The following is a 16,070-nucleotide window of genomic DNA, read 5'->3' on the forward strand; positions in this document are numbered from 1 at the left end:
GGATGTCCCATTAATATGGTGACATCCTCTTTTTTAATCTGCATTTTCATCATAATAATGTGTTGTGATAGATGATGGAAAGATTGAAATAAACTTTTTGGCTTTTTCTTCGTCCGTTTTATATAAAATTATTTCTGACCCATAATGACCCACTTCTAATAGCTCGTCTCCATTTATATTAAAAAACATCGTGAACCATTTTAGCCCACCTTTAGGATCTATAGAATCATTTCTAAAGTAAGTACGATTTTCATCGCTCAAATTAATCGTCAAAATTTTTATTAGTCCTTCATTTAAAGTGGAAGCAGCTTTAGCACTTAATTCGCGGATTGCTTCCGTCTCTTCTTTCCAGCACTGGATAATAACTTCCTGAAATTCATTTGTATAGTTATCCCATAAATCGGTCCAAAAGCTTATATTCGACGGAAATGACGACTTGTCCTCTGAACTCAATGTATCAATCGTAACAACTACATTACCCATCGTTTAAACCCCTTTCTGCCTTTTCATCCAATTACATGCATCTTGCACTACTTGTCGATTCACTTTACTTGGAAAAAAATGCGTATACTCCTGATAATACCAAGCTTCAACTATTTTATTATTCCCAACTAACGCTTTCTCTAAAGCGTTTGCATGCTCAACAGAAACATTTGTGTCTAGCATCCCATGAATGATAAGAGTTGCTGCTTCAATTTCATGAATGTGAGCAAGAACATTTCTATTTTCATACCCTTCTCGATGATTTGTTGGAGTACCGCCGATCACTCGTTTCATCATTCTTCTCATATCTTTACGTTCGTCATATGTTAAGAATATGTCGGAAACACCAGCCCATGTTACGATAGATTTAATATCGTTTCGTAAAATAGCAACCCAAAGAGCCATTATTCCCCCACGTGAAAATGCAAATAAATGAATTCTCTCCAAAGAAAATTGCTTTAACACATCGACTGCAAACACTGCATCCCATCGATCTTCTCCAGCAAATTCATCTTTACCTTCCCCACCACGATTTCCACGGTAATATGGAGCGAAAACTATAAAACCTTCAGAAGCAATTTGCGCAATACGAGCTGGTCTCACCATGCCAATACTTTGCATGCCCCCTCGGCAATATAAAATACCATCATACTCGCCCTTTTCCTTTGGCACAGCAAGTAAGCCTTTCACTCGATATCCGCAAGACCAGTAAGTAATTTCTTTTAAGTTAATATGTGGATTTGGTGATGGATAAACTCTGGTCTTTTCTATCATTCCATTTATTTTCATGTTCTATCACCTTTTCTAATATTGCTTGCATACCAGCATCTTTCATATGAAAGCTTAAATGTTCACAGGTCAAGAACTCTTCTGTTGTTAACCAAATAGGCCCATCAGTTTCAAAGCTCGTACCTTCTTCAATAATATGGGCAACCTTTGCTATAAATACTGCTTTGCAAAATGGAATTACATCATGTACAAGATATTCTGCTATCCACTCGACATTCTCTATCGATACATTTGTTTCTTCCATGGTTTCCCTAATCGCACCTTGTACTGTCGTTTCATTTCCCTCTATTTTCCCCCCAGGAAACTCTATTCCACGTTTTGGGTGCTTTGTTAATAACCATTTGTTTTGATGTTTTGCAATAACTAAAACATGCAACGGCTCTATTGGAAATACTCTTTTTTCAAAAGATAATTCCACTTTTGCTCCGTTTAAATCGCGGTATAATAACATGACTAAAACTCCTTTTTTACTAAAATCTAAGAAGGAACAATTATATACCAGTACACTAACATTATCCCTATATCCGCTAAACAATGACTTATAATTGGTGCAATAATGGAATTCAATTTAAGTCTGAAAATTCCCCACATGATTCCAGCAAGAAATACAGGTATAACTCCCAATACATTAAAAGGAAAACTGAAAATCTCCTTGATGACAATCAAATGATATAAACTATAAAAAATAGTTGTTACCATAATCGTATTCAGATTACCCATTTTTGGCAATATACGAACGTACATAAATTCACGCCAATAAAATTCTTCTAATATCGGATTAATAAGGGCCAGTACTAGTACAAGTAAAATTACCTTTTTCCCACTAAAATCCCATTCCACAAGTAACTGCTGCAATTTGGGAATTTCTAAAACAGAAACTTGAAAAACAGATACAAAGCTATAAATGGTAATTAAACAAATCAATCCACTTACAACCCCTACGAGTATCGACTTTTGGGATAAGGGTAGGAACACATCATTTCTATTTTTTTTATTCCAATATCGGACAACAAGAGGAGTAAACAATAACCATCCGTAAAAAAGAATAAAAGTAATTAAAACATTATGTAATATTGGAAGACCAATAAATATCATAATTGTTGGTCCGAAAAGTAAAATGATTTGCTTTATCATGTTTCCTCCTTATTCTAAATAGCCCATTTATTTTCCATGGTAACATATGTATGAAAAAAAGACTTAGCAAACAAGCCAAGTCTTAACTGCTCATAATTCCTTTTTCTCATGCGCAAAATTTTCTTCAGATAATGCTTTTTGTTCTAATTTGTAATTTTCATTTCCTTCTTCTCTATTTTGTGCTATGTTTTGTTCTGATCTTTGTTGTGGAGACTGGTTTAAAAGCGAACTGACATTACGGTAATTTGTAGCTGTCTCGTTCCCTTTTCTACGAATTATTTTACTCAACGAATACTCTCCTACTTTCATTAAAATATGGAAGCTGTTCTATTAGTAATTTTGATTCTTCATTGCAAAATTCATGAATCAGTGCATATAATTTTTTCATTTTCGTGTCATAATCATCGTTTTCTTTATCCAAATGATATCGTCTTATTGGAATATGTGCTCTCCAAAAATTGCTTGTTTCAGCACTGCTAAGCTGATCAAATAACTTTTCAAAAACGGGAATAATTTCTCTATTTGCGTTTACTTCATATTCCCACGGCGACTCATCTGGATAGATATATACTTTACGATGCACGATAGAAACGTACACTTTGTTTAAAGTCATTTGCACACATCCTTTTTATTAAGTATGTCTCCAAACTAAAAAAACATGCACTACTTTAGCGCATGTTTTTCTTAATTCATTCCTAAGCTTGAATATCTACAACTGATCCTTTATAAGGATGGGGTGCCGAAACTTGAGGCATGTCCTCTAATAACCCAATAGCAGCTACCGTTTCCATGTTCATCGCATTTTTTAAGACACTCATTTGAACAGTTTGTTGTAGATCCGTTAACTGTGAAGACATAATAGAATTAAGATCCATATTCATCCCTCCCTTTTACAAGCTTAATATCGGTTACTTTAGAAAAAGGTGAACTATTTATTTGAATCTCCCAAAAATGCATTTAACATCCATTGGTGTTTTTCTGTTTTTTGATAAATTGCATTTAGTATATCTTCGGTCATATCATCTTGGACCTTTGCCGCTTCATTCATCCCTTTTTTCAAAGACTTCATTATTTTATCGAAATCTTTCACAACGGTTTCTACCATTTGATCGGCTGTTTCTTTATTGCTCGCTTCCTCCACATCTGAAATCTCTAGATGTTCTTTTAAAGTAGCAACGGGATTAGCTCCGAGTGTTAAAATACGTTCCGCTATCTCATCCATGTTTAAAGTAGCCTCGTTATATAACTCCTCAAATTTTGCATGTAACGTAAAAAAAGACGGCCCTTTTACATACCAATGAAAGTTATGTAATTTTGTGTACATAACTGACCAAAGTGCTACTTGTTTGTTTAGTTCATTAATTAATTCGGTTGACATAAAGTTGTCACTCTCCCATGAATATTAGTTGTTATTACTTTTCTTATACCACTTATTTTCATACAATAAACATAATGATATGATGCCGAAAACCAAAGGACGCTGACTAAAGAATGAAGCATATAATAGTATGGATTTTTAGATTCTATCAAAAAATAATATCCCCTTTAACACCGCCTAGTTGCCGTTTCTACCCTACTTGCTCACATTACGGAGTAGAGGCTGTTCAAAAACATGGAGCGATAAAAGGTGGGTATTTAACGATCAAACGAATATCTAAATGTCACCCGTTTCATGAAGGTGGCTTAGATCCTGTTCCTGAAGAATGGCCTTTGAAGAAAAAATAGCTTCAAAGGTTTTTTCTTGCTTTTTTTAAAAATGTCTTGTAAACTTAGAAAGTTATAAAATCACAAAACGTAATCATTACTATTTAGGAGATGGCAAGATGAAAAAAGCACTTTTATTATTTTTAGTAATTGTACTGGCATTATTTACAGCTGCTTGTGGAAATAATGCCACCACAAACGTAGCAAAGCAGGAGAAAGACAATAAGATTCAAATTTATACAACAGTATATCCTTTACAATATTTTGCCGAGCAAATTGGTGGAGATGCAGTACATGTATCATCTATCTATCCACCCGGCTCAAATGAACATACCTTTGAACCGACTCAACAAGATATGATTGCTCTTGCAGATGCAGATTTGTTTTTCTACATAGGACTAGGACTAGAAGGATTCGTAGAAAATGCTAAAAAAACATTAGCAAACGAACATGTGAAGATGGTTGCAACTGTTGATGCTGTTCCTAAAGACCAACTAGAAGCTAATGAACATGAACATGAAGAAGAAGGTGATGATGAGCACGATCATGACCACGGTAAAATAGATCCGCATATTTGGATTTCTCCACTAATAAGTCAAAGTTTAGCTTTATCAATCAAAGATTCTCTTGTAGAAGCTGCTCCTGACCAAAAAGAAAAGTTTGAAAAAAATTATGAAGAATTAATCGCACAGTTAAAACAGCTAGATGCAAGCTTTAAAGAAATGGCTCAAAATGCACCAAATAAAACATTTTTCGTTTCCCATGCAGCTTTTGGTTACTTAGCACATCAATACGGTCTAGAACAAATTGCAGTTGCTGGTCTTAACTCACAAGATGAACCTTCTCAGAAACAACTTACGAAAATTATTGATTTAGCAAAAGAAAAAGACATTAAATACATTTTGTTTGAACAAAACGTTTCGTCTAAGTTAACGGAAGTAATTAAGAAAGAAATTGGCGCTAAAAGCTTAGTATTGCACAATTTAAGCGTTCTATCCAAAAATGATATCGAAAATAATGAAACATATTTCACTTTAATGAACAAAAACTTAGAAACATTAAAAACTGTATTAAAATAAATAAAAAAAAAAACGCCTCTTTTTAATTAAAAGATGGCGTTTTTTAAATGTATTTTGTCTTCACCGTTAGTAGCTATCCGTCCCATATATGGGTGGCATTTGCACATAACGATTCCATATGCCCCTATACAGGTGCTATAAGCCCATAAAGCGTGGCTATCTGCTCCTAAACGGATGACATTATCCTATAGCGATTCCATACGCCCCTATACCGGAGCCATAAGCCCATATAGTGTGGCTATCTTCCCCTAAACGAATGGCCCCTATACTGGCGCTATAAGCACATAAAGCGTGGCTATCTGCTCATAAACGGATCACATAAGCACATACAGATTCCATACGCCCCTACAGAAGGCGTTATAAGCCCATAAAGTGTGGCTATCTGCTCATAAATAGATGGTATAAGCACATACCAATTCCATAAACACCTATACCGGCGCTATAAGCACATAAAGTGTGGCCATCTGCACATAAATTGTTGGCAAAAGCACATACCAATTCCATACGCCCCTATAGCTGCTCTATAAGCCCATAAAGCGTGCGCCCATAAACAGATGGCATAAGCCCTTACCGATTCCTCTTGTTTGCTCTGCCTTAGACATTTACTTCATTTCTTGCACACAATTAAATAACTCTCTACGCATAAGTTTATTCGAAGCATTTCTAGGCAACTGCTCCACAAAGTAATAGGAAACTGGTTGTTTATAAGAAGCCATTTCTGTTTTCATAAATGCTTTTAGTTCTTCTTCGCTAACATCTTCCTTTAATACAACAAATGCCACAGGAACTTGTCCCCATTTGTCGTCATGCTTTCCAACAACACCTGCTTCCTTTACTGCTGGATGTTTCACTAACGATTGCTCTATTTCTGCTGGATATATATTTTCTCCACCAGAAATGATTAAATCGGATCGTCGGTCCACTACAAATAAATACCCTTCCTCATCGATATAACCTATATCACCTGTATGAAGCCAACCATCTACTAGAGGATTTTTCAACTCAGCAGCACCTACATAGCCCATTGTCACATGAGGTCCTTTAATACAAATTTCTCCTATTTTCTCTTCCCCATCAATACGAACATCTGCAAAGAAAAGTGGTTTACCTGCAGAGCCTAACTTTCGTATAGCATCTTCGCTAGATAAGGTCGTTGTTTGAGAAGCAGTTTCTGTCATTCCATATGTTTGTAGCACGGGAATATTTCGTTGAATTGCTCGTTCTAAATAGTTTAACGGCACTGGCCCCCCACCTACCAGCATCGATTGAAATGTATTCGGAAAGAATAAATTTCTTGCTTCTAGAACCGAAATTATTCTTTCTAAAGTTACCGCAACGACAGACATTCTAGTAACTGTACCACTCATAATTTCTTCCACTGCTTTTTCTGCATCAAATTTAGCATGAAGATTAACCGTCATTCCATACACAACAGAACGCATTAAAATGGAAAATCCACTAATATGAAACAAAGGGACTGTGCATAACCAACAATCATTTGGTTGAATCCCTAAATTTACTGCAGAACCCATCGCATTCATCACATGATTTTCGAGTGATTGGCGAACCCCTTTTGGATTACCTGTCGTTCCTGACGTATACATAATAGTAATAGTTCGATTTTTAAACCAATCTTTTTCTATTTTAAATGTAGTCTGTACTGCCAAATTTATCTCCTCAAATGAAAGCTTATGTGAATACGCTAAAGATCTTTTTTCAAGAGAATCAACTAATAAATAGTCGGTATGACTATCTTGTATTTGAAAGTTCAATTCTTCCTCGGTTAAACGCTCATTTAACATAACTAACTCACAACCAAGCTGCATACATCCATGAATCGCAATGACTAATTGTGGATTCGATGAAGCTAAAATGGCAATTCTCATTCCTGACCTTATTCCTTTTGTATGTAGCTTTTCTGCAAATTCATTTGCTTCATTATACAGCTGTTCAAATGTCCAAGCTTGCTCGTTAAACCTTAAAGCAACTCGATTTGGTGTTAAACTTGAACGTTTTTTTAATAAATTCGGATACATAGTACACGTCTCCTTTATATATGGCTATCTTATATGTAATTGTTGATTTTGAAACATTTACTTGATTATAGTGGAACCCTGCAGCAGCGGAACAAAGACTAAGAACGCCACCTCTTGTGGCAAATCTTCCGTGTTAACAGAGCCCTTAGATAAAAAAGCTGCCCTATAAAAGGACAGCTTTCTCAATAATTCATTGATGCAATCATCACGGAAAACGTGGGAATTGACCGAAATCTGGTTTACGTTTTTCTTTGAATGAATCGCGACCTTCTTTTGCTTCATCTGTAGTGTAATAAAGAAGTGTAGCATCTCCTGCTAATTGTTGAAGACCTGCTAAACCATCTGTATCAGCATTCATAGCAGCTTTCAAGAAACGAAGTGCAGTTGGGCTCATTTCTAGCATTTCTTCACACCACTGTACTGTTTCGTCCTCTAATTGTGCATATGGGACTACCGTATTGACTAAGCCCATATCAAGCGCTTGCTGTGCATCGTATTGACGACATAAATACCAAATTTCACGCGCTTTTTTATGTCCAATAATACGAGCTAAATAACCGGAACCATACCCAGCGTCAAATGAACCAACTTTAGGTCCAGTTTGACCAAATTTAGCATTTTCTGCAGCAATAGTTAAATCACAAACCACATGAAGGACATGTCCTCCACCGATTGCATATCCAGCTACCATCGCTACAACAGGTTTCGGTATTACACGAATCAATCGTTGTAAATCAAGTACATTTAGACGTGGAATTTCATCTTCTCCAACATATCCACCATGGCCACGTACTTTTTGGTCTCCTCCTGAACAGAATGCATGCTCCCCTTCACCTGTCAAAATGATAACACCTACATTTTTATCATCGCGTGCGCGAGAAAATGCATCAATCATCTCCATCACTGTTTTTGGGCGAAATGCATTTCGTACTTCCGGACGGTTTATCGTCACTTTTGCAATCCCATTATAAAACTCATACTTAATATCTTCATATGTATGTAAGGTTGTCCATTCACGAGTCATCTTTAGTCCTCCTTCAAAATAATATCCTCTACTATTGTAGCAAACAATTCGGGATTTTCCACATGAATTGCATGGCCTACATTATTAATTTGCATATGTTTAACCTGAGGTAAAACGTTTTTCATATTCATAGCTATATCACAGAACTTTTGATCCAACTCTCCAGTAAGTAGAATAGTCGAAATTTCTATGTCTTTTAACTTTCCCCAATAAGAAGGTTGTATCCCTGTACTAAAACCTTTCAAACTGTTCGATAACCCCAATTCTGATCCTGCAAGTCTTTCTAACCGAATAGCTTGTTGTTTTTCGAATGATAAACTTTTTTGTGAATGAAATAAAGGAATGTTCTCCCAAAAATCGATGAAAGCAGAAATTCCTTCATTTAATATTCTTTCAGCAAGCAATTCATCCGCATGTTTTCTTCTAACACGCTCTTCTTCATTAACTAAACCAGGAGAACTACTTTCTAAAACTAACTTGTCTACACCGTATTTATCGGCATAAGCAAGGGCTAACCGACCTCCCATTGAATAGCCGACAAGAGTAAAATGATTCCATCCTAACAATTGAAATAACGAATGTAAATCTTCTATTTGTTCATCCACATAATACCGAGTAAAATCGATTGGTTTTGAGGTCTGCCCATGCCCAATTAAATCTACTGTTAATATTTCTATAGTTGGAGGAAGATACTTTACTACTTCTTCCCAAGTACTACTAGAACCTGTAAAACCATGTAAAAATACTACCTTTTTTTCAGCACCGATATGATTTCTCTTTAAATGGATGTTAATATCGCGAACATTTACAGTTAAGCTTTCCAAATCGAATCTAGCTCCTCTGAAATTGCAGCCCATAATTTTCGATGTGTATCCGTATTCACTTGGCGATTTGTAAACACCTCAATCATACGAATATCTTTCGACTTCTGTTCATTCAAAACAGCTTTTAATTCTTCTATCGATTGAACTGAATTATATTGCGCATCATACATAGTTGCAATATGCGAAAACTCCAGACCCGTAGGAGTACCGAATAAATGCTCAAAATAATTTGTTTCATTAGATTGAGGTAAGTAAGAGAAGATTCCTCCACCATCATTATTCATAATAACAATCGTTAAATCTGTTGGCTGAAATCTACTTAAAATCAGGCCATTCATATCATGAAGAAAAGCTAAATCACCTATTAGTAAATAACCCGGACGCTTAGTTCCCGCATGAATGCCTAATGCAGTTGAAACAACACCATCTATGCCGTTTGTTCCTCTGTTGGCATAGATTTGGATATCCTTCGTTGTTTTATTGAAAAACGTATCCACATCACGAATTGGCATACTACTACTTGCAAATAGATCTACACCATCTGTTAACGTTTCAAATAAAGTCGCTGCAAGTGCTCCTTCGTCTTCTTCCTCCTCCATATAAGCTTGAACATGTTTCGTAGCGATATCATTCGCTTTCGACCAATCTTCTAAGTACTTAGATGACTGTTTTTCTTCAATTGGAATCCATAAAGAAGAAGCCCCCACTTGAACATGGTGTGTCACGATATGAAGAGAGTCACGGAAAATAGGATCTTCATCTACTGCGATATAAACAGCTGGTTTACATGCTTTTAAAAATTGAGTAAGCGGTTTTGAAACAGGCTGTGCTCCAAAACGTACAACGACGTTCGGAACAACAAAATCTTTAAAGCCATTTCCTTTTAGTATCGCATCATACTGATCAATACATAAATGCATACACTCTTCTGGAATTGAGCTACGTAAATTAGACAAAGGATCTGCTAGAATGGGCCATTGAACCGCTTTCGCAAACTCCCAAAAACCTTTTGTTGTATGAAGTGAGTCTCCAACTATGAATAAACCCTTTTCTTCCGTTTGCAAAATACCTTTGTACCAATTAACAAACTCTTCTCCTGGCACAAGCTGACCTATTTCAGTCTGACTCATTTGCAGCATAGGATGTTGCTGCTCCATGTTAATTAACAGTGGCTCACGGAATGGTACATTTATATGAACCGGCCCCATTGGCAATGCTATTGCAGTGTTAATTGCACGATGAATGTGTCGTTCAATAAAAGGTAAACTTTCTTCGTTATTTTCAGGAATAGGGAAATCAACTGACCACTTCACATGCTTTCCAAACAAGTGGATTTGATCAATCGCTTGTGGTGCTCCTACTTCTCGTAATTCATGCGGACGATCTGCTGTAACAACAAGCAAAGGGATACGGGCATAGTAAGCCTCTACAATCGCAGGAAAAAAATTCGCTGCAGCTGTTCCGGATGTACATAGTAAAACCACTGGCGATCTTTTAGCTTTCGCGATACCTAAAGCAAAAAATCCTGCGGATCGTTCATCTATTTGACGGTAAAAATGAAAACCATCATTTTTTGCAAAAGCATATGCTAGAGGGGTCGATCTAGAGCCTGGACAAATTACAATATCTCTGACACCCGCTTGCTTTACTGTTTCTACAAATTGATTGACATAAGAAGTCAAATAAGAGTTGTTAGTCATTCATATTTCCTCCAAGTGTTCGAAGCATTGGTCGGAACTTCACGCGTGTTTCTTCAAATTCTTCCAAAGATGAGGACTCCGCTACTATTCCACCGCCAGCGTACAGATAAGCATGATCTTTTTCTAATAATGCGGATCGAATACCGACCGCAAACTCTCCATCACCTTCTGTATTTATCCAACCTATAGGTGCAGCATAATATCCACGATTCATTTGTTCGGATTCTCTAATGATGGTAACTGCTTCTTCTCTAGGCACCCCACCCATTGCTGGGGTAGGATGTAGTGCTTCTATCAACTGAAAAAGTGATGCTGAATTTTTTACTTTACCACTTATTGGGGTATGCAAATGCTGGATATCTCTGATTTTTAGTAATTTAGGTCTTGAAGGTACTTTTACTTCATCGCAATATTGCTTAAAGACATCATTAATCATATCCACTACATATTTATGCTCTGCTAAGTTTTTTGGATCAGCTAATAAACTTTCACCAAGTGCTTTATCTTCTACTGATGTTTCTCCACGTTTGATAGAACCTGCAATTCCTGCAGAAAGTGCCTCACCATGCTCTACTTTTACTAAACGTTCAGGTGTAGCACCAAAAAATATTTTATCATCTTTTTCTAATCCAAATAAATAACTCTCTGGTTGTTCTATGGAAGTATTATAAAGCACGCTTGAAGAAGAAAAAACCTCATCAAATGTTAATTTTAATGAACGTCCTATTACGACTTTTTTTACTTCCTTTCCACGAATTCTCTTTGTAACATTTTCTACAGCTTGTAAGTATTCTTCTTTTAAACGATCTTCTCTTTCCACTAATTTGGACTTTGAATGATTTTTAAGCTCTTTTACTTGAGCTGTGTGTATTAAAGCATCTCTTTCAATTCGAAGTTTTTCGAACGTCTCTATACTATGCTCTTCATCTGTTATTAAATGGATACTAACAAATGCTTGTTCATTTTGAATAACTAATTGAAAAGTAGATATTGCGAAAAACGCAGATGGGAATGTATCCCACTCTGAAGAGATTTTATTGAACGGATCAAACGAAAATCCTCCAAAAAGGATGGGGGATACATCTGCTTTTTCCTTTAAGGATAACTGACACAACTCTTTCCATTTTGAAGCAATATCCTGATATCTATTATCTTCAAGATCATTTGAAATGGTATGGGCATGTCCTAATCCTACTAATGTAAAAGTTTTCTCTTTATTTTGCCAAAAAAATCGTTTACCTTTATAACATTCATCTCCTGCCTCAAAAAAAGCATGAGAAGATAATCTCGATACTTCTATTGTTTCTGTATAAAAACGTAATGATGACTTCTTTTGCCCGGTGGTGTTCGGCATATATATTACCTCCGTATAAATAACCTTTTGTATAAAAGTTTCAATAGTGAAGCCCGCTTCGGCTTAATAAATTACGCACAAGACTTTAGACGTCTTTAAACTCTCAGTTGGTGTTTTTCCCCAAAACTGATTAAGTAAAATACTCTACCTTTAATCATACATCTTTCTACAGTTTTCAGCACACATTTAGTAGCGAATATATGCTAAAATTGAGGTTGATTCTTTTAAAGGAGAGAAAAAACCTATGTCACATGAACTAGAAGCCGATACAGGCTGGCGCATTTGGTGGAAATTAACAAGACCACATACATTGACTGCTTCATTTGCTCCCGTATTTTTAGGAACAATGATAGCTCTTTACTATGCAAACATTAACTGGCTATTATTTTTTGCTATGTTATTTGCTTGCCTTTTAATCCAAGCCGCAACAAACATGTTCAATGAATATTACGATTATGCGAGGGGACTCGATAGCGAAGAATCGGTTGGAATTGGTGGAGCAATTGTTAGAAATGGAGTTAAACCCAAAACCGTTTTGCAACTAGCTCTATTACTCTATGGAATTGCTGCATTATTAGGACTTTACATTTGCTATGAAAGCTCTTGGAAGTTATTAATTGTAGGGGCGCTCTCTATGGCTATAGGATATTTATACACTGGCGGGCCCTATCCTATTGCGTATACGCCATTTGGTGAATTATTTAGCGGGTTATTTATGGGAATGTTGATCGTTTTAATTGCTACTTACATTCAAGTCGGTACCGTACCAAACTTCGCGATTTTACTTTCAGTTCCAAGTGCTTTACTTGTAGCAGGGATCATGTTATCTAATAATACTAGAGATATTGTGGAGGATAAAGAGGGCGGCAGAAAAACAATGGCCATACTTGTAGGTAGAAAAAATGCCATCACTATATTAGCTTCTTACTTTATTATCTCTTACTTATGGATTGTTATTTTAGTAATTATGCAAGTTGTTACTCCTTGGACATTGTTAGTCTTACTAAGCATAAAAAAACCAATGCATGCGATCAAATTATTTAGAGAAAAAGAAAATTCAATCGAAGTAGCACCAGCAATGAAAGATACAGCACTTACAAACACGATATTTGTATTTTTACTTGGAATTGGGTTACTTTTAGGCTATTACATTTGAATAGACAGCTAGGAAATTTATTTTCCTAGCTGTTTTTCATTTAATTTGCTTGTTCACTTTCAAATCTATTAAGAAATGAACAAGCATCCTATGACCTTCACATTTAACGAATGCTGTAGACTAAACATAAGTTGGAAGTGAGTTCGTCACTTCCACCCTCTCTATTTTCGGTCCCCTTGTGGTAGGTGTTTGTCCGTCGCTCTCTTGGAATGTGAATGGACTTGGACTTTTGGTCTGGATAATACGAGATAAAACTCCTTCCTACTTTTTTAAAGGCGTCGGAAGATACAATTTCGAACGCGGCTCCGCTTCTTTATCGATCTATACTTCCTATTTTTCTCTACTTCTACTTAGTATTGATAGACAAATTATTTCTCCGAAGAATGTTGTCTTTCTTATTTGCTGGATACCCCAACAAATATTATAGAACCCAAAACTTATAGTATCTTTTTACAACATAAAAAAAAGGTAATCATATAAATGATTACCTTTTTTAAAACTATGACCCCTACGGGATTCGAACCCGTGTTACCGCCGTGAAAGGGCGGTGTCTTAACCGCTTGACCAAGGGGCCAAATATATGGCGGAGAAGGAGGGATTTGAACCCTCGCGCCGGTTGCCCGACCTACACCCTTAGCAGGGGCGCCTCTTCAGCCACTTGAGTACTTCCCCATATATATGGCTCCGAAGGTAGGACTCGAACCTACGACCAATCGGTTAACAGCCGATTGCTCTACCACTGAGCTACTTCGGAATAATGGTGGGCCTAAATGGACTCGAACCATCGACCTCACGCTTATCAGGCGTGCGCTCTAACCAGCTGAGCTATAGGCCCACTATTGGAGCGGGTGAAGAGAATCGAACTCTCATCATCAGCTTGGAAGGCTGAGGTTTTACCACTAAACTACACCCGCATAAATGGTGGCTCAGGACGGAATCGAACCGCCGACACAAGGATTTTCAGTCCTTTGCTCTACCGACTGAGCTACTGAGCCTACTTCGATTTATTTTAAGCACCGCATCTCTTCGTCAGCTGCTTAACCTAAATCTCTAAAAAATATGTACATTTATATATCTATTAAAACTTATAAATAAATGGCGGTCCCGACCGGGATCGAACCGGCGATCTCCTGCGTGACAGGCAGGCATGTTAACCGCTACACCACGGGACCATTTGGTTGCGGGGACAGGATTTGAACCTGTGACCTTCGGGTTATGAGCCCGACGAGCTACCGAACTGCTCCACCCCGCGACAATAATATATAATCTTTTAAATTTATTTATTTAAAGCCTTAATGCTTCCAACAACAATGATTTAAAAATGGAGGAGGAAGAGGGATTCGAACCCCCGCGCGGTATGACCCGCCTGTCGGTTTTCAAGACCGATCCCTTCAGCCAGACTTGGGTATTCCTCCGAAATATTGTTGGTGGACCTTGCAGGACTCGAACCTGCGACCGGACGGTTATGAGCCGTCTGCTCTAACCAACTGAGCTAAAGGTCCTTAAGATGGCGGCAGAGGGAGTCGAACCCACGACCTTTCGGGTATGAACCGAATGCTCTAGCCAGCTGAGCTACGCCGCCATGATCTTTACATTTTAACATTATTATGGTGGAGCCTAGCGGGATCGAACCGCTGACCTCCTGCGTGCAAGGCAGGCGCTCTCCCAGCTGAGCTAAGGCCCCATAATTTAATAACTGGTCGGGAAGACAGGATTCGAACCTGCGACCCCTTGGTCCCAAACCAAGTGCTCTACCAAGCTGAGCTACTTCCCGTCTATATGGCGCGCCCGGCAGGAGTCGAACCCACAACCTTCTGATCCGTAGTCAGACGCTCTATCCAATTGAGCTACGGGCGCATATATTTTTCAAAAAAGTGGTGCCGAGGACCGGAATCGAACCGGTACGGTAGTCACCTACCGCAGGATTTTAAGTCCTGTGCGTCTGCCAGTTCCGCCACCCCGGCACTTAAATGAATTTATGGAGCGGAAGACGAGGTTCGAACTCGCGACCCCCACCTTGGCAAGGTGGTGTTCTACCACTGAACTACTTCCGCTCGGTTATGAAATTAATGGTGCGGGTGAAGGGAGTCGAACCCCCACGCCTTGCGGCGCTAGATCCTAAGTCTAGTGCGTCTGCCAGTTCCGCCACACCCGCATAAATAATTCACTTAGAAAGTGATGAGCCATGTAGGATTCGAACCTACGACCCTCTGATTAAAAGTCAGATGCTCTACCAACTGAGCTAATGGCTCGAAATAAATGGTGCCGGAGAAAGGACTTGAACCCTCAACCTACTGATTACAAGTCAGTTGCTCTACCAGTTGAGCTACTCCGGCAAGAGTAGAAAATATGGTGGAGGATGACGGGCTCGAACCGCCGACCCTCTGCTTGTAAGGCAGATGCTCTCCCAGCTGAGCTAATCCTCCTGGGTAATATTACGATAAGTAGAGCATTTGTGCATCAACTTAATTTAATACTTTTATGTATTTATTGCAAGCCCAGCAATGTCCTACTCTCACAGGGGGAAACCCCCAACTACCATCGGCGCTGAAGAACTTAACTTCCGTGTTCGGTAAGGGAACGGGTGTGACCTCTTCGCCATCATCACTAGACTTGAATAATTATTGAAAGACAAGTTTTATTATAACAACTCTGTAGAATATTTCAAGAGTTTTTTTAAAAAAATTATTCTCTCAAAACTGGATAAAAGACATTGATGAATACAAATTCTATTTGGTTAAGTCCTCGATCGATTAGTATTCGTCAGCTGCACGTGTCGCCACGCTT

Annotated in this window: 16 protein-coding genes, 20 tRNA genes and 1 rRNA gene; 3 read left to right on the top strand and 34 right to left on the bottom strand. The window is 37.8% G+C overall.

Features of this window, described 5'->3' with window-relative positions; genetic code table 11:
- Positions 1-33 precede the first annotated feature (33 nt).
- The 8 genes from ACFVR1_RS16850 to ACFVR1_RS16885 form a co-directional block, all read right to left on the bottom strand.
- Positions 34-483, bottom strand: coding sequence for a hypothetical protein (locus ACFVR1_RS16850; RefSeq protein WP_387585697.1), 450 nt, complete (start codon positions 481-483; stop codon positions 34-36).
- 3 nt (positions 484-486) lie between these two features.
- Entirely contained in the window at positions 487-1,272 is a 786-nt protein-coding gene (locus ACFVR1_RS16855) for an alpha/beta hydrolase family protein (RefSeq protein WP_387585698.1), read from the bottom strand.
- Positions 1,211-1,723: an NUDIX domain-containing protein gene (locus tag ACFVR1_RS16860; RefSeq protein WP_387585700.1), complete on the bottom strand. Its 513-nt coding sequence runs from the start codon at positions 1,721-1,723 to the stop codon at positions 1,211-1,213. The genes ACFVR1_RS16855 and ACFVR1_RS16860 overlap by 62 nt, the downstream gene beginning before the upstream one ends.
- A 26-nt stretch (positions 1,724-1,749) precedes the next feature.
- Positions 1,750-2,406: a CPBP family intramembrane glutamic endopeptidase gene (locus ACFVR1_RS16865; protein WP_387585702.1), complete on the bottom strand. Its 657-nt coding sequence runs from the start codon at positions 2,404-2,406 to the stop codon at positions 1,750-1,752.
- Positions 2,407-2,496: 90 nt separating this feature from the next.
- Positions 2,497-2,694, bottom strand: coding sequence for a hypothetical protein (locus ACFVR1_RS16870; protein ID WP_387585703.1), 198 nt, complete (start codon positions 2,692-2,694; stop codon positions 2,497-2,499).
- Entirely contained in the window at positions 2,687-3,019 is a 333-nt protein-coding gene (locus ACFVR1_RS16875; protein ID WP_387585705.1) for a transposase, read from the bottom strand. The genes ACFVR1_RS16870 and ACFVR1_RS16875 overlap by 8 nt, the downstream gene beginning before the upstream one ends.
- Positions 3,020-3,101: 82 nt before the next feature.
- A complete protein-coding gene (locus ACFVR1_RS16880; protein ID WP_387585707.1) occupies positions 3,102-3,281 on the bottom strand; it encodes a YjfB family protein in 180 nt (59 codons plus the stop codon).
- 53 nt (positions 3,282-3,334) lie between these two features.
- On the bottom strand, positions 3,335-3,784 hold the full coding sequence (locus ACFVR1_RS16885; protein WP_387585708.1) for a Dps family protein: 450 nt from the start codon (positions 3,782-3,784) through the stop codon (positions 3,335-3,337).
- A gap of 113 nt (positions 3,785-3,897) precedes the next feature.
- Here ACFVR1_RS16885 and yidD point away from each other — a divergent pair, with 113 nt between their 5' ends.
- Both yidD and ACFVR1_RS16895 read left to right on the top strand, forming a co-directional pair.
- Complete coding sequence (gene yidD, locus ACFVR1_RS16890) at positions 3,898-4,131, top strand: membrane protein insertion efficiency factor YidD (RefSeq protein ID WP_387585710.1); 234 nt, start codon at positions 3,898-3,900, stop codon at positions 4,129-4,131.
- A 98-nt stretch (positions 4,132-4,229) separates the two neighbouring features.
- Complete coding sequence (locus ACFVR1_RS16895) at positions 4,230-5,189, top strand: metal ABC transporter solute-binding protein, Zn/Mn family (protein ID WP_387585711.1); 960 nt, start codon at positions 4,230-4,232, stop codon at positions 5,187-5,189.
- A 602-nt stretch (positions 5,190-5,791) separates the two neighbouring features.
- On the opposite strand, the gene ACFVR1_RS16900 is transcribed toward ACFVR1_RS16895, so the two are convergent.
- The 5 genes from ACFVR1_RS16900 to ACFVR1_RS16920 all read right to left on the bottom strand — a co-directional run bounded on the left by ACFVR1_RS16900 (position 5,792) and on the right by ACFVR1_RS16920 (position 12,127).
- Complete coding sequence (locus ACFVR1_RS16900; protein WP_387585713.1) at positions 5,792-7,225, bottom strand: o-succinylbenzoate--CoA ligase; 1,434 nt, start codon at positions 7,223-7,225, stop codon at positions 5,792-5,794.
- 205 nt (positions 7,226-7,430) lie between these two features.
- The gene (menB, locus tag ACFVR1_RS16905; protein ID WP_387585714.1) at positions 7,431-8,249 is read right to left on the bottom strand and encodes a 1,4-dihydroxy-2-naphthoyl-CoA synthase; all 819 of its coding nucleotides are present in this window, start codon (positions 8,247-8,249) and stop codon (positions 7,431-7,433) included.
- A 2-nt stretch (positions 8,250-8,251) separates the two neighbouring features.
- Positions 8,252-9,073 (bottom strand): 2-succinyl-6-hydroxy-2,4-cyclohexadiene-1-carboxylate synthase, encoded by an 822-nt coding sequence (gene menH, locus ACFVR1_RS16910; RefSeq protein WP_387585716.1) that lies wholly within the window; start codon positions 9,071-9,073, stop codon positions 8,252-8,254.
- Complete coding sequence (gene menD, locus ACFVR1_RS16915) at positions 9,061-10,773, bottom strand: 2-succinyl-5-enolpyruvyl-6-hydroxy-3-cyclohexene-1-carboxylic-acid synthase (protein ID WP_387585717.1); 1,713 nt, start codon at positions 10,771-10,773, stop codon at positions 9,061-9,063. The genes menH and menD overlap by 13 nt, the downstream gene beginning before the upstream one ends.
- Complete coding sequence (locus tag ACFVR1_RS16920; protein ID WP_387585719.1) at positions 10,766-12,127, bottom strand: isochorismate synthase; 1,362 nt, start codon at positions 12,125-12,127, stop codon at positions 10,766-10,768. The genes menD and ACFVR1_RS16920 overlap by 8 nt, the downstream gene beginning before the upstream one ends.
- Before the next feature lie 244 nt (positions 12,128-12,371).
- Between ACFVR1_RS16920 and ACFVR1_RS16925 the strand changes: the two genes are divergently transcribed.
- Positions 12,372-13,283, top strand: a complete 912-nt coding sequence (locus tag ACFVR1_RS16925; RefSeq protein WP_387585721.1) for a 1,4-dihydroxy-2-naphthoate polyprenyltransferase — start codon at positions 12,372-12,374, stop codon at positions 13,281-13,283.
- Positions 13,284-13,785: 502 nt separating this feature from the next.
- On the opposite strand, the gene ACFVR1_RS16930 is transcribed toward ACFVR1_RS16925, so the two are convergent.
- From ACFVR1_RS16930 to rrf, 21 genes are all read right to left on the bottom strand, one after another.
- Positions 13,786-13,857, bottom strand: a tRNA-Glu gene (locus ACFVR1_RS16930).
- Positions 13,858-13,864: 7 nt separating this feature from the next.
- Positions 13,865-13,955: transfer RNA gene (locus ACFVR1_RS16935), tRNA-Ser, on the bottom strand.
- A 7-nt stretch (positions 13,956-13,962) separates the two neighbouring features.
- A tRNA-Asn gene (locus ACFVR1_RS16940) sits at positions 13,963-14,037 on the bottom strand.
- Positions 14,038-14,041: 4 nt separating this feature from the next.
- A tRNA-Ile gene (locus tag ACFVR1_RS16945) sits at positions 14,042-14,118 on the bottom strand.
- Positions 14,119-14,123: 5 nt separating this feature from the next.
- A tRNA-Gly gene (locus ACFVR1_RS16950) sits at positions 14,124-14,197 on the bottom strand.
- Between the two features lie 5 nt (positions 14,198-14,202).
- A tRNA-Phe gene (locus tag ACFVR1_RS16955) sits at positions 14,203-14,278 on the bottom strand.
- A 101-nt stretch (positions 14,279-14,379) separates the two neighbouring features.
- A tRNA-Asp gene (locus ACFVR1_RS16960) sits at positions 14,380-14,455 on the bottom strand.
- A gap of 3 nt (positions 14,456-14,458) precedes the next feature.
- Positions 14,459-14,535: transfer RNA gene (locus ACFVR1_RS16965), tRNA-Met, on the bottom strand.
- Between the two features lie 70 nt (positions 14,536-14,605).
- Positions 14,606-14,698 (bottom strand) — tRNA-Ser (locus ACFVR1_RS16970).
- Between the two features lie 10 nt (positions 14,699-14,708).
- Positions 14,709-14,785 (bottom strand) — tRNA-Ile (locus ACFVR1_RS16975).
- A gap of 6 nt (positions 14,786-14,791) precedes the next feature.
- Positions 14,792-14,865, bottom strand: a tRNA-Met gene (locus ACFVR1_RS16980).
- A 26-nt stretch (positions 14,866-14,891) separates the two neighbouring features.
- Positions 14,892-14,967, bottom strand: a tRNA-Ala gene (locus ACFVR1_RS16985).
- A gap of 13 nt (positions 14,968-14,980) precedes the next feature.
- Positions 14,981-15,057: transfer RNA gene (locus ACFVR1_RS16990), tRNA-Pro, on the bottom strand.
- A 6-nt stretch (positions 15,058-15,063) separates the two neighbouring features.
- Positions 15,064-15,140, bottom strand: a tRNA-Arg gene (locus ACFVR1_RS16995).
- A gap of 18 nt (positions 15,141-15,158) precedes the next feature.
- A tRNA-Leu gene (locus ACFVR1_RS17000) sits at positions 15,159-15,247 on the bottom strand.
- A 15-nt stretch (positions 15,248-15,262) separates the two neighbouring features.
- Positions 15,263-15,337, bottom strand: a tRNA-Gly gene (locus ACFVR1_RS17005).
- Positions 15,338-15,353: 16 nt separating this feature from the next.
- Positions 15,354-15,438 (bottom strand) — tRNA-Leu (locus ACFVR1_RS17010).
- A gap of 24 nt (positions 15,439-15,462) precedes the next feature.
- Positions 15,463-15,535 (bottom strand) — tRNA-Lys (locus ACFVR1_RS17015).
- Positions 15,536-15,543: 8 nt separating this feature from the next.
- Positions 15,544-15,619, bottom strand: a tRNA-Thr gene (locus ACFVR1_RS17020).
- Between the two features lie 14 nt (positions 15,620-15,633).
- Positions 15,634-15,709, bottom strand: a tRNA-Val gene (locus ACFVR1_RS17025).
- Between the two features lie 70 nt (positions 15,710-15,779).
- Positions 15,780-15,895 (bottom strand): 5S ribosomal RNA (rrf, locus tag ACFVR1_RS17030).
- Positions 15,896-16,070: the final 175 nt, after the last annotated feature.

It is taken from the genome of Psychrobacillus sp. NPDC058041 (assembly GCF_042885655.1).
Lineage (GTDB): Bacteria > Bacillota > Bacilli > Bacillales_A > Planococcaceae > Psychrobacillus.

What these genes read in the sequence shown, in the direction of transcription:
- ACFVR1_RS16895 (WP_387585711.1), top strand. Translation starts at nt 4,230, where the DNA reads ATGAAAAAAGCACTTTTATTATTTTTAGTAATTGTACTGGCATTATTT.
- ACFVR1_RS16855 (WP_387585698.1), bottom strand. Translation starts at nt 1,272, where the DNA reads ATGAAAATAAATGGAATGATAGAAAAGACCAGAGTTTATCCATCACCA.
- yidD (WP_387585710.1), top strand. Translation starts at nt 3,898, where the DNA reads ATGAAGCATATAATAGTATGGATTTTTAGATTCTATCAAAAAATAATA.
- menD (WP_387585717.1), bottom strand. Translation starts at nt 10,773, where the DNA reads ATGACTAACAACTCTTATTTGACTTCTTATGTCAATCAATTTGTAGAA.
- ACFVR1_RS16920 (WP_387585719.1), bottom strand. Translation starts at nt 12,127, where the DNA reads ATGCCGAACACCACCGGGCAAAAGAAGTCATCATTACGTTTTTATACA.
- ACFVR1_RS16875 (WP_387585705.1), bottom strand. Translation starts at nt 3,019, where the DNA reads ATGACTTTAAACAAAGTGTACGTTTCTATCGTGCATCGTAAAGTATAT.
- ACFVR1_RS16850 (WP_387585697.1), bottom strand. Translation starts at nt 483, where the DNA reads ATGGGTAATGTAGTTGTTACGATTGATACATTGAGTTCAGAGGACAAG.
- menB (WP_387585714.1), bottom strand. Translation starts at nt 8,249, where the DNA reads ATGACTCGTGAATGGACAACCTTACATACATATGAAGATATTAAGTAT.
- ACFVR1_RS16900 (WP_387585713.1), bottom strand. Translation starts at nt 7,225, where the DNA reads ATGTATCCGAATTTATTAAAAAAACGTTCAAGTTTAACACCAAATCGA.
- ACFVR1_RS16880 (WP_387585707.1), bottom strand. Translation starts at nt 3,281, where the DNA reads ATGGATCTTAATTCTATTATGTCTTCACAGTTAACGGATCTACAACAA.
- ACFVR1_RS16860 (WP_387585700.1), bottom strand. Translation starts at nt 1,723, where the DNA reads ATGTTATTATACCGCGATTTAAACGGAGCAAAAGTGGAATTATCTTTT.
- ACFVR1_RS16865 (WP_387585702.1), bottom strand. Translation starts at nt 2,406, where the DNA reads ATGATAAAGCAAATCATTTTACTTTTCGGACCAACAATTATGATATTT.
- ACFVR1_RS16885 (WP_387585708.1), bottom strand. Translation starts at nt 3,784, where the DNA reads ATGTCAACCGAATTAATTAATGAACTAAACAAACAAGTAGCACTTTGG.
- ACFVR1_RS16925 (WP_387585721.1), top strand. Translation starts at nt 12,372, where the DNA reads ATGTCACATGAACTAGAAGCCGATACAGGCTGGCGCATTTGGTGGAAA.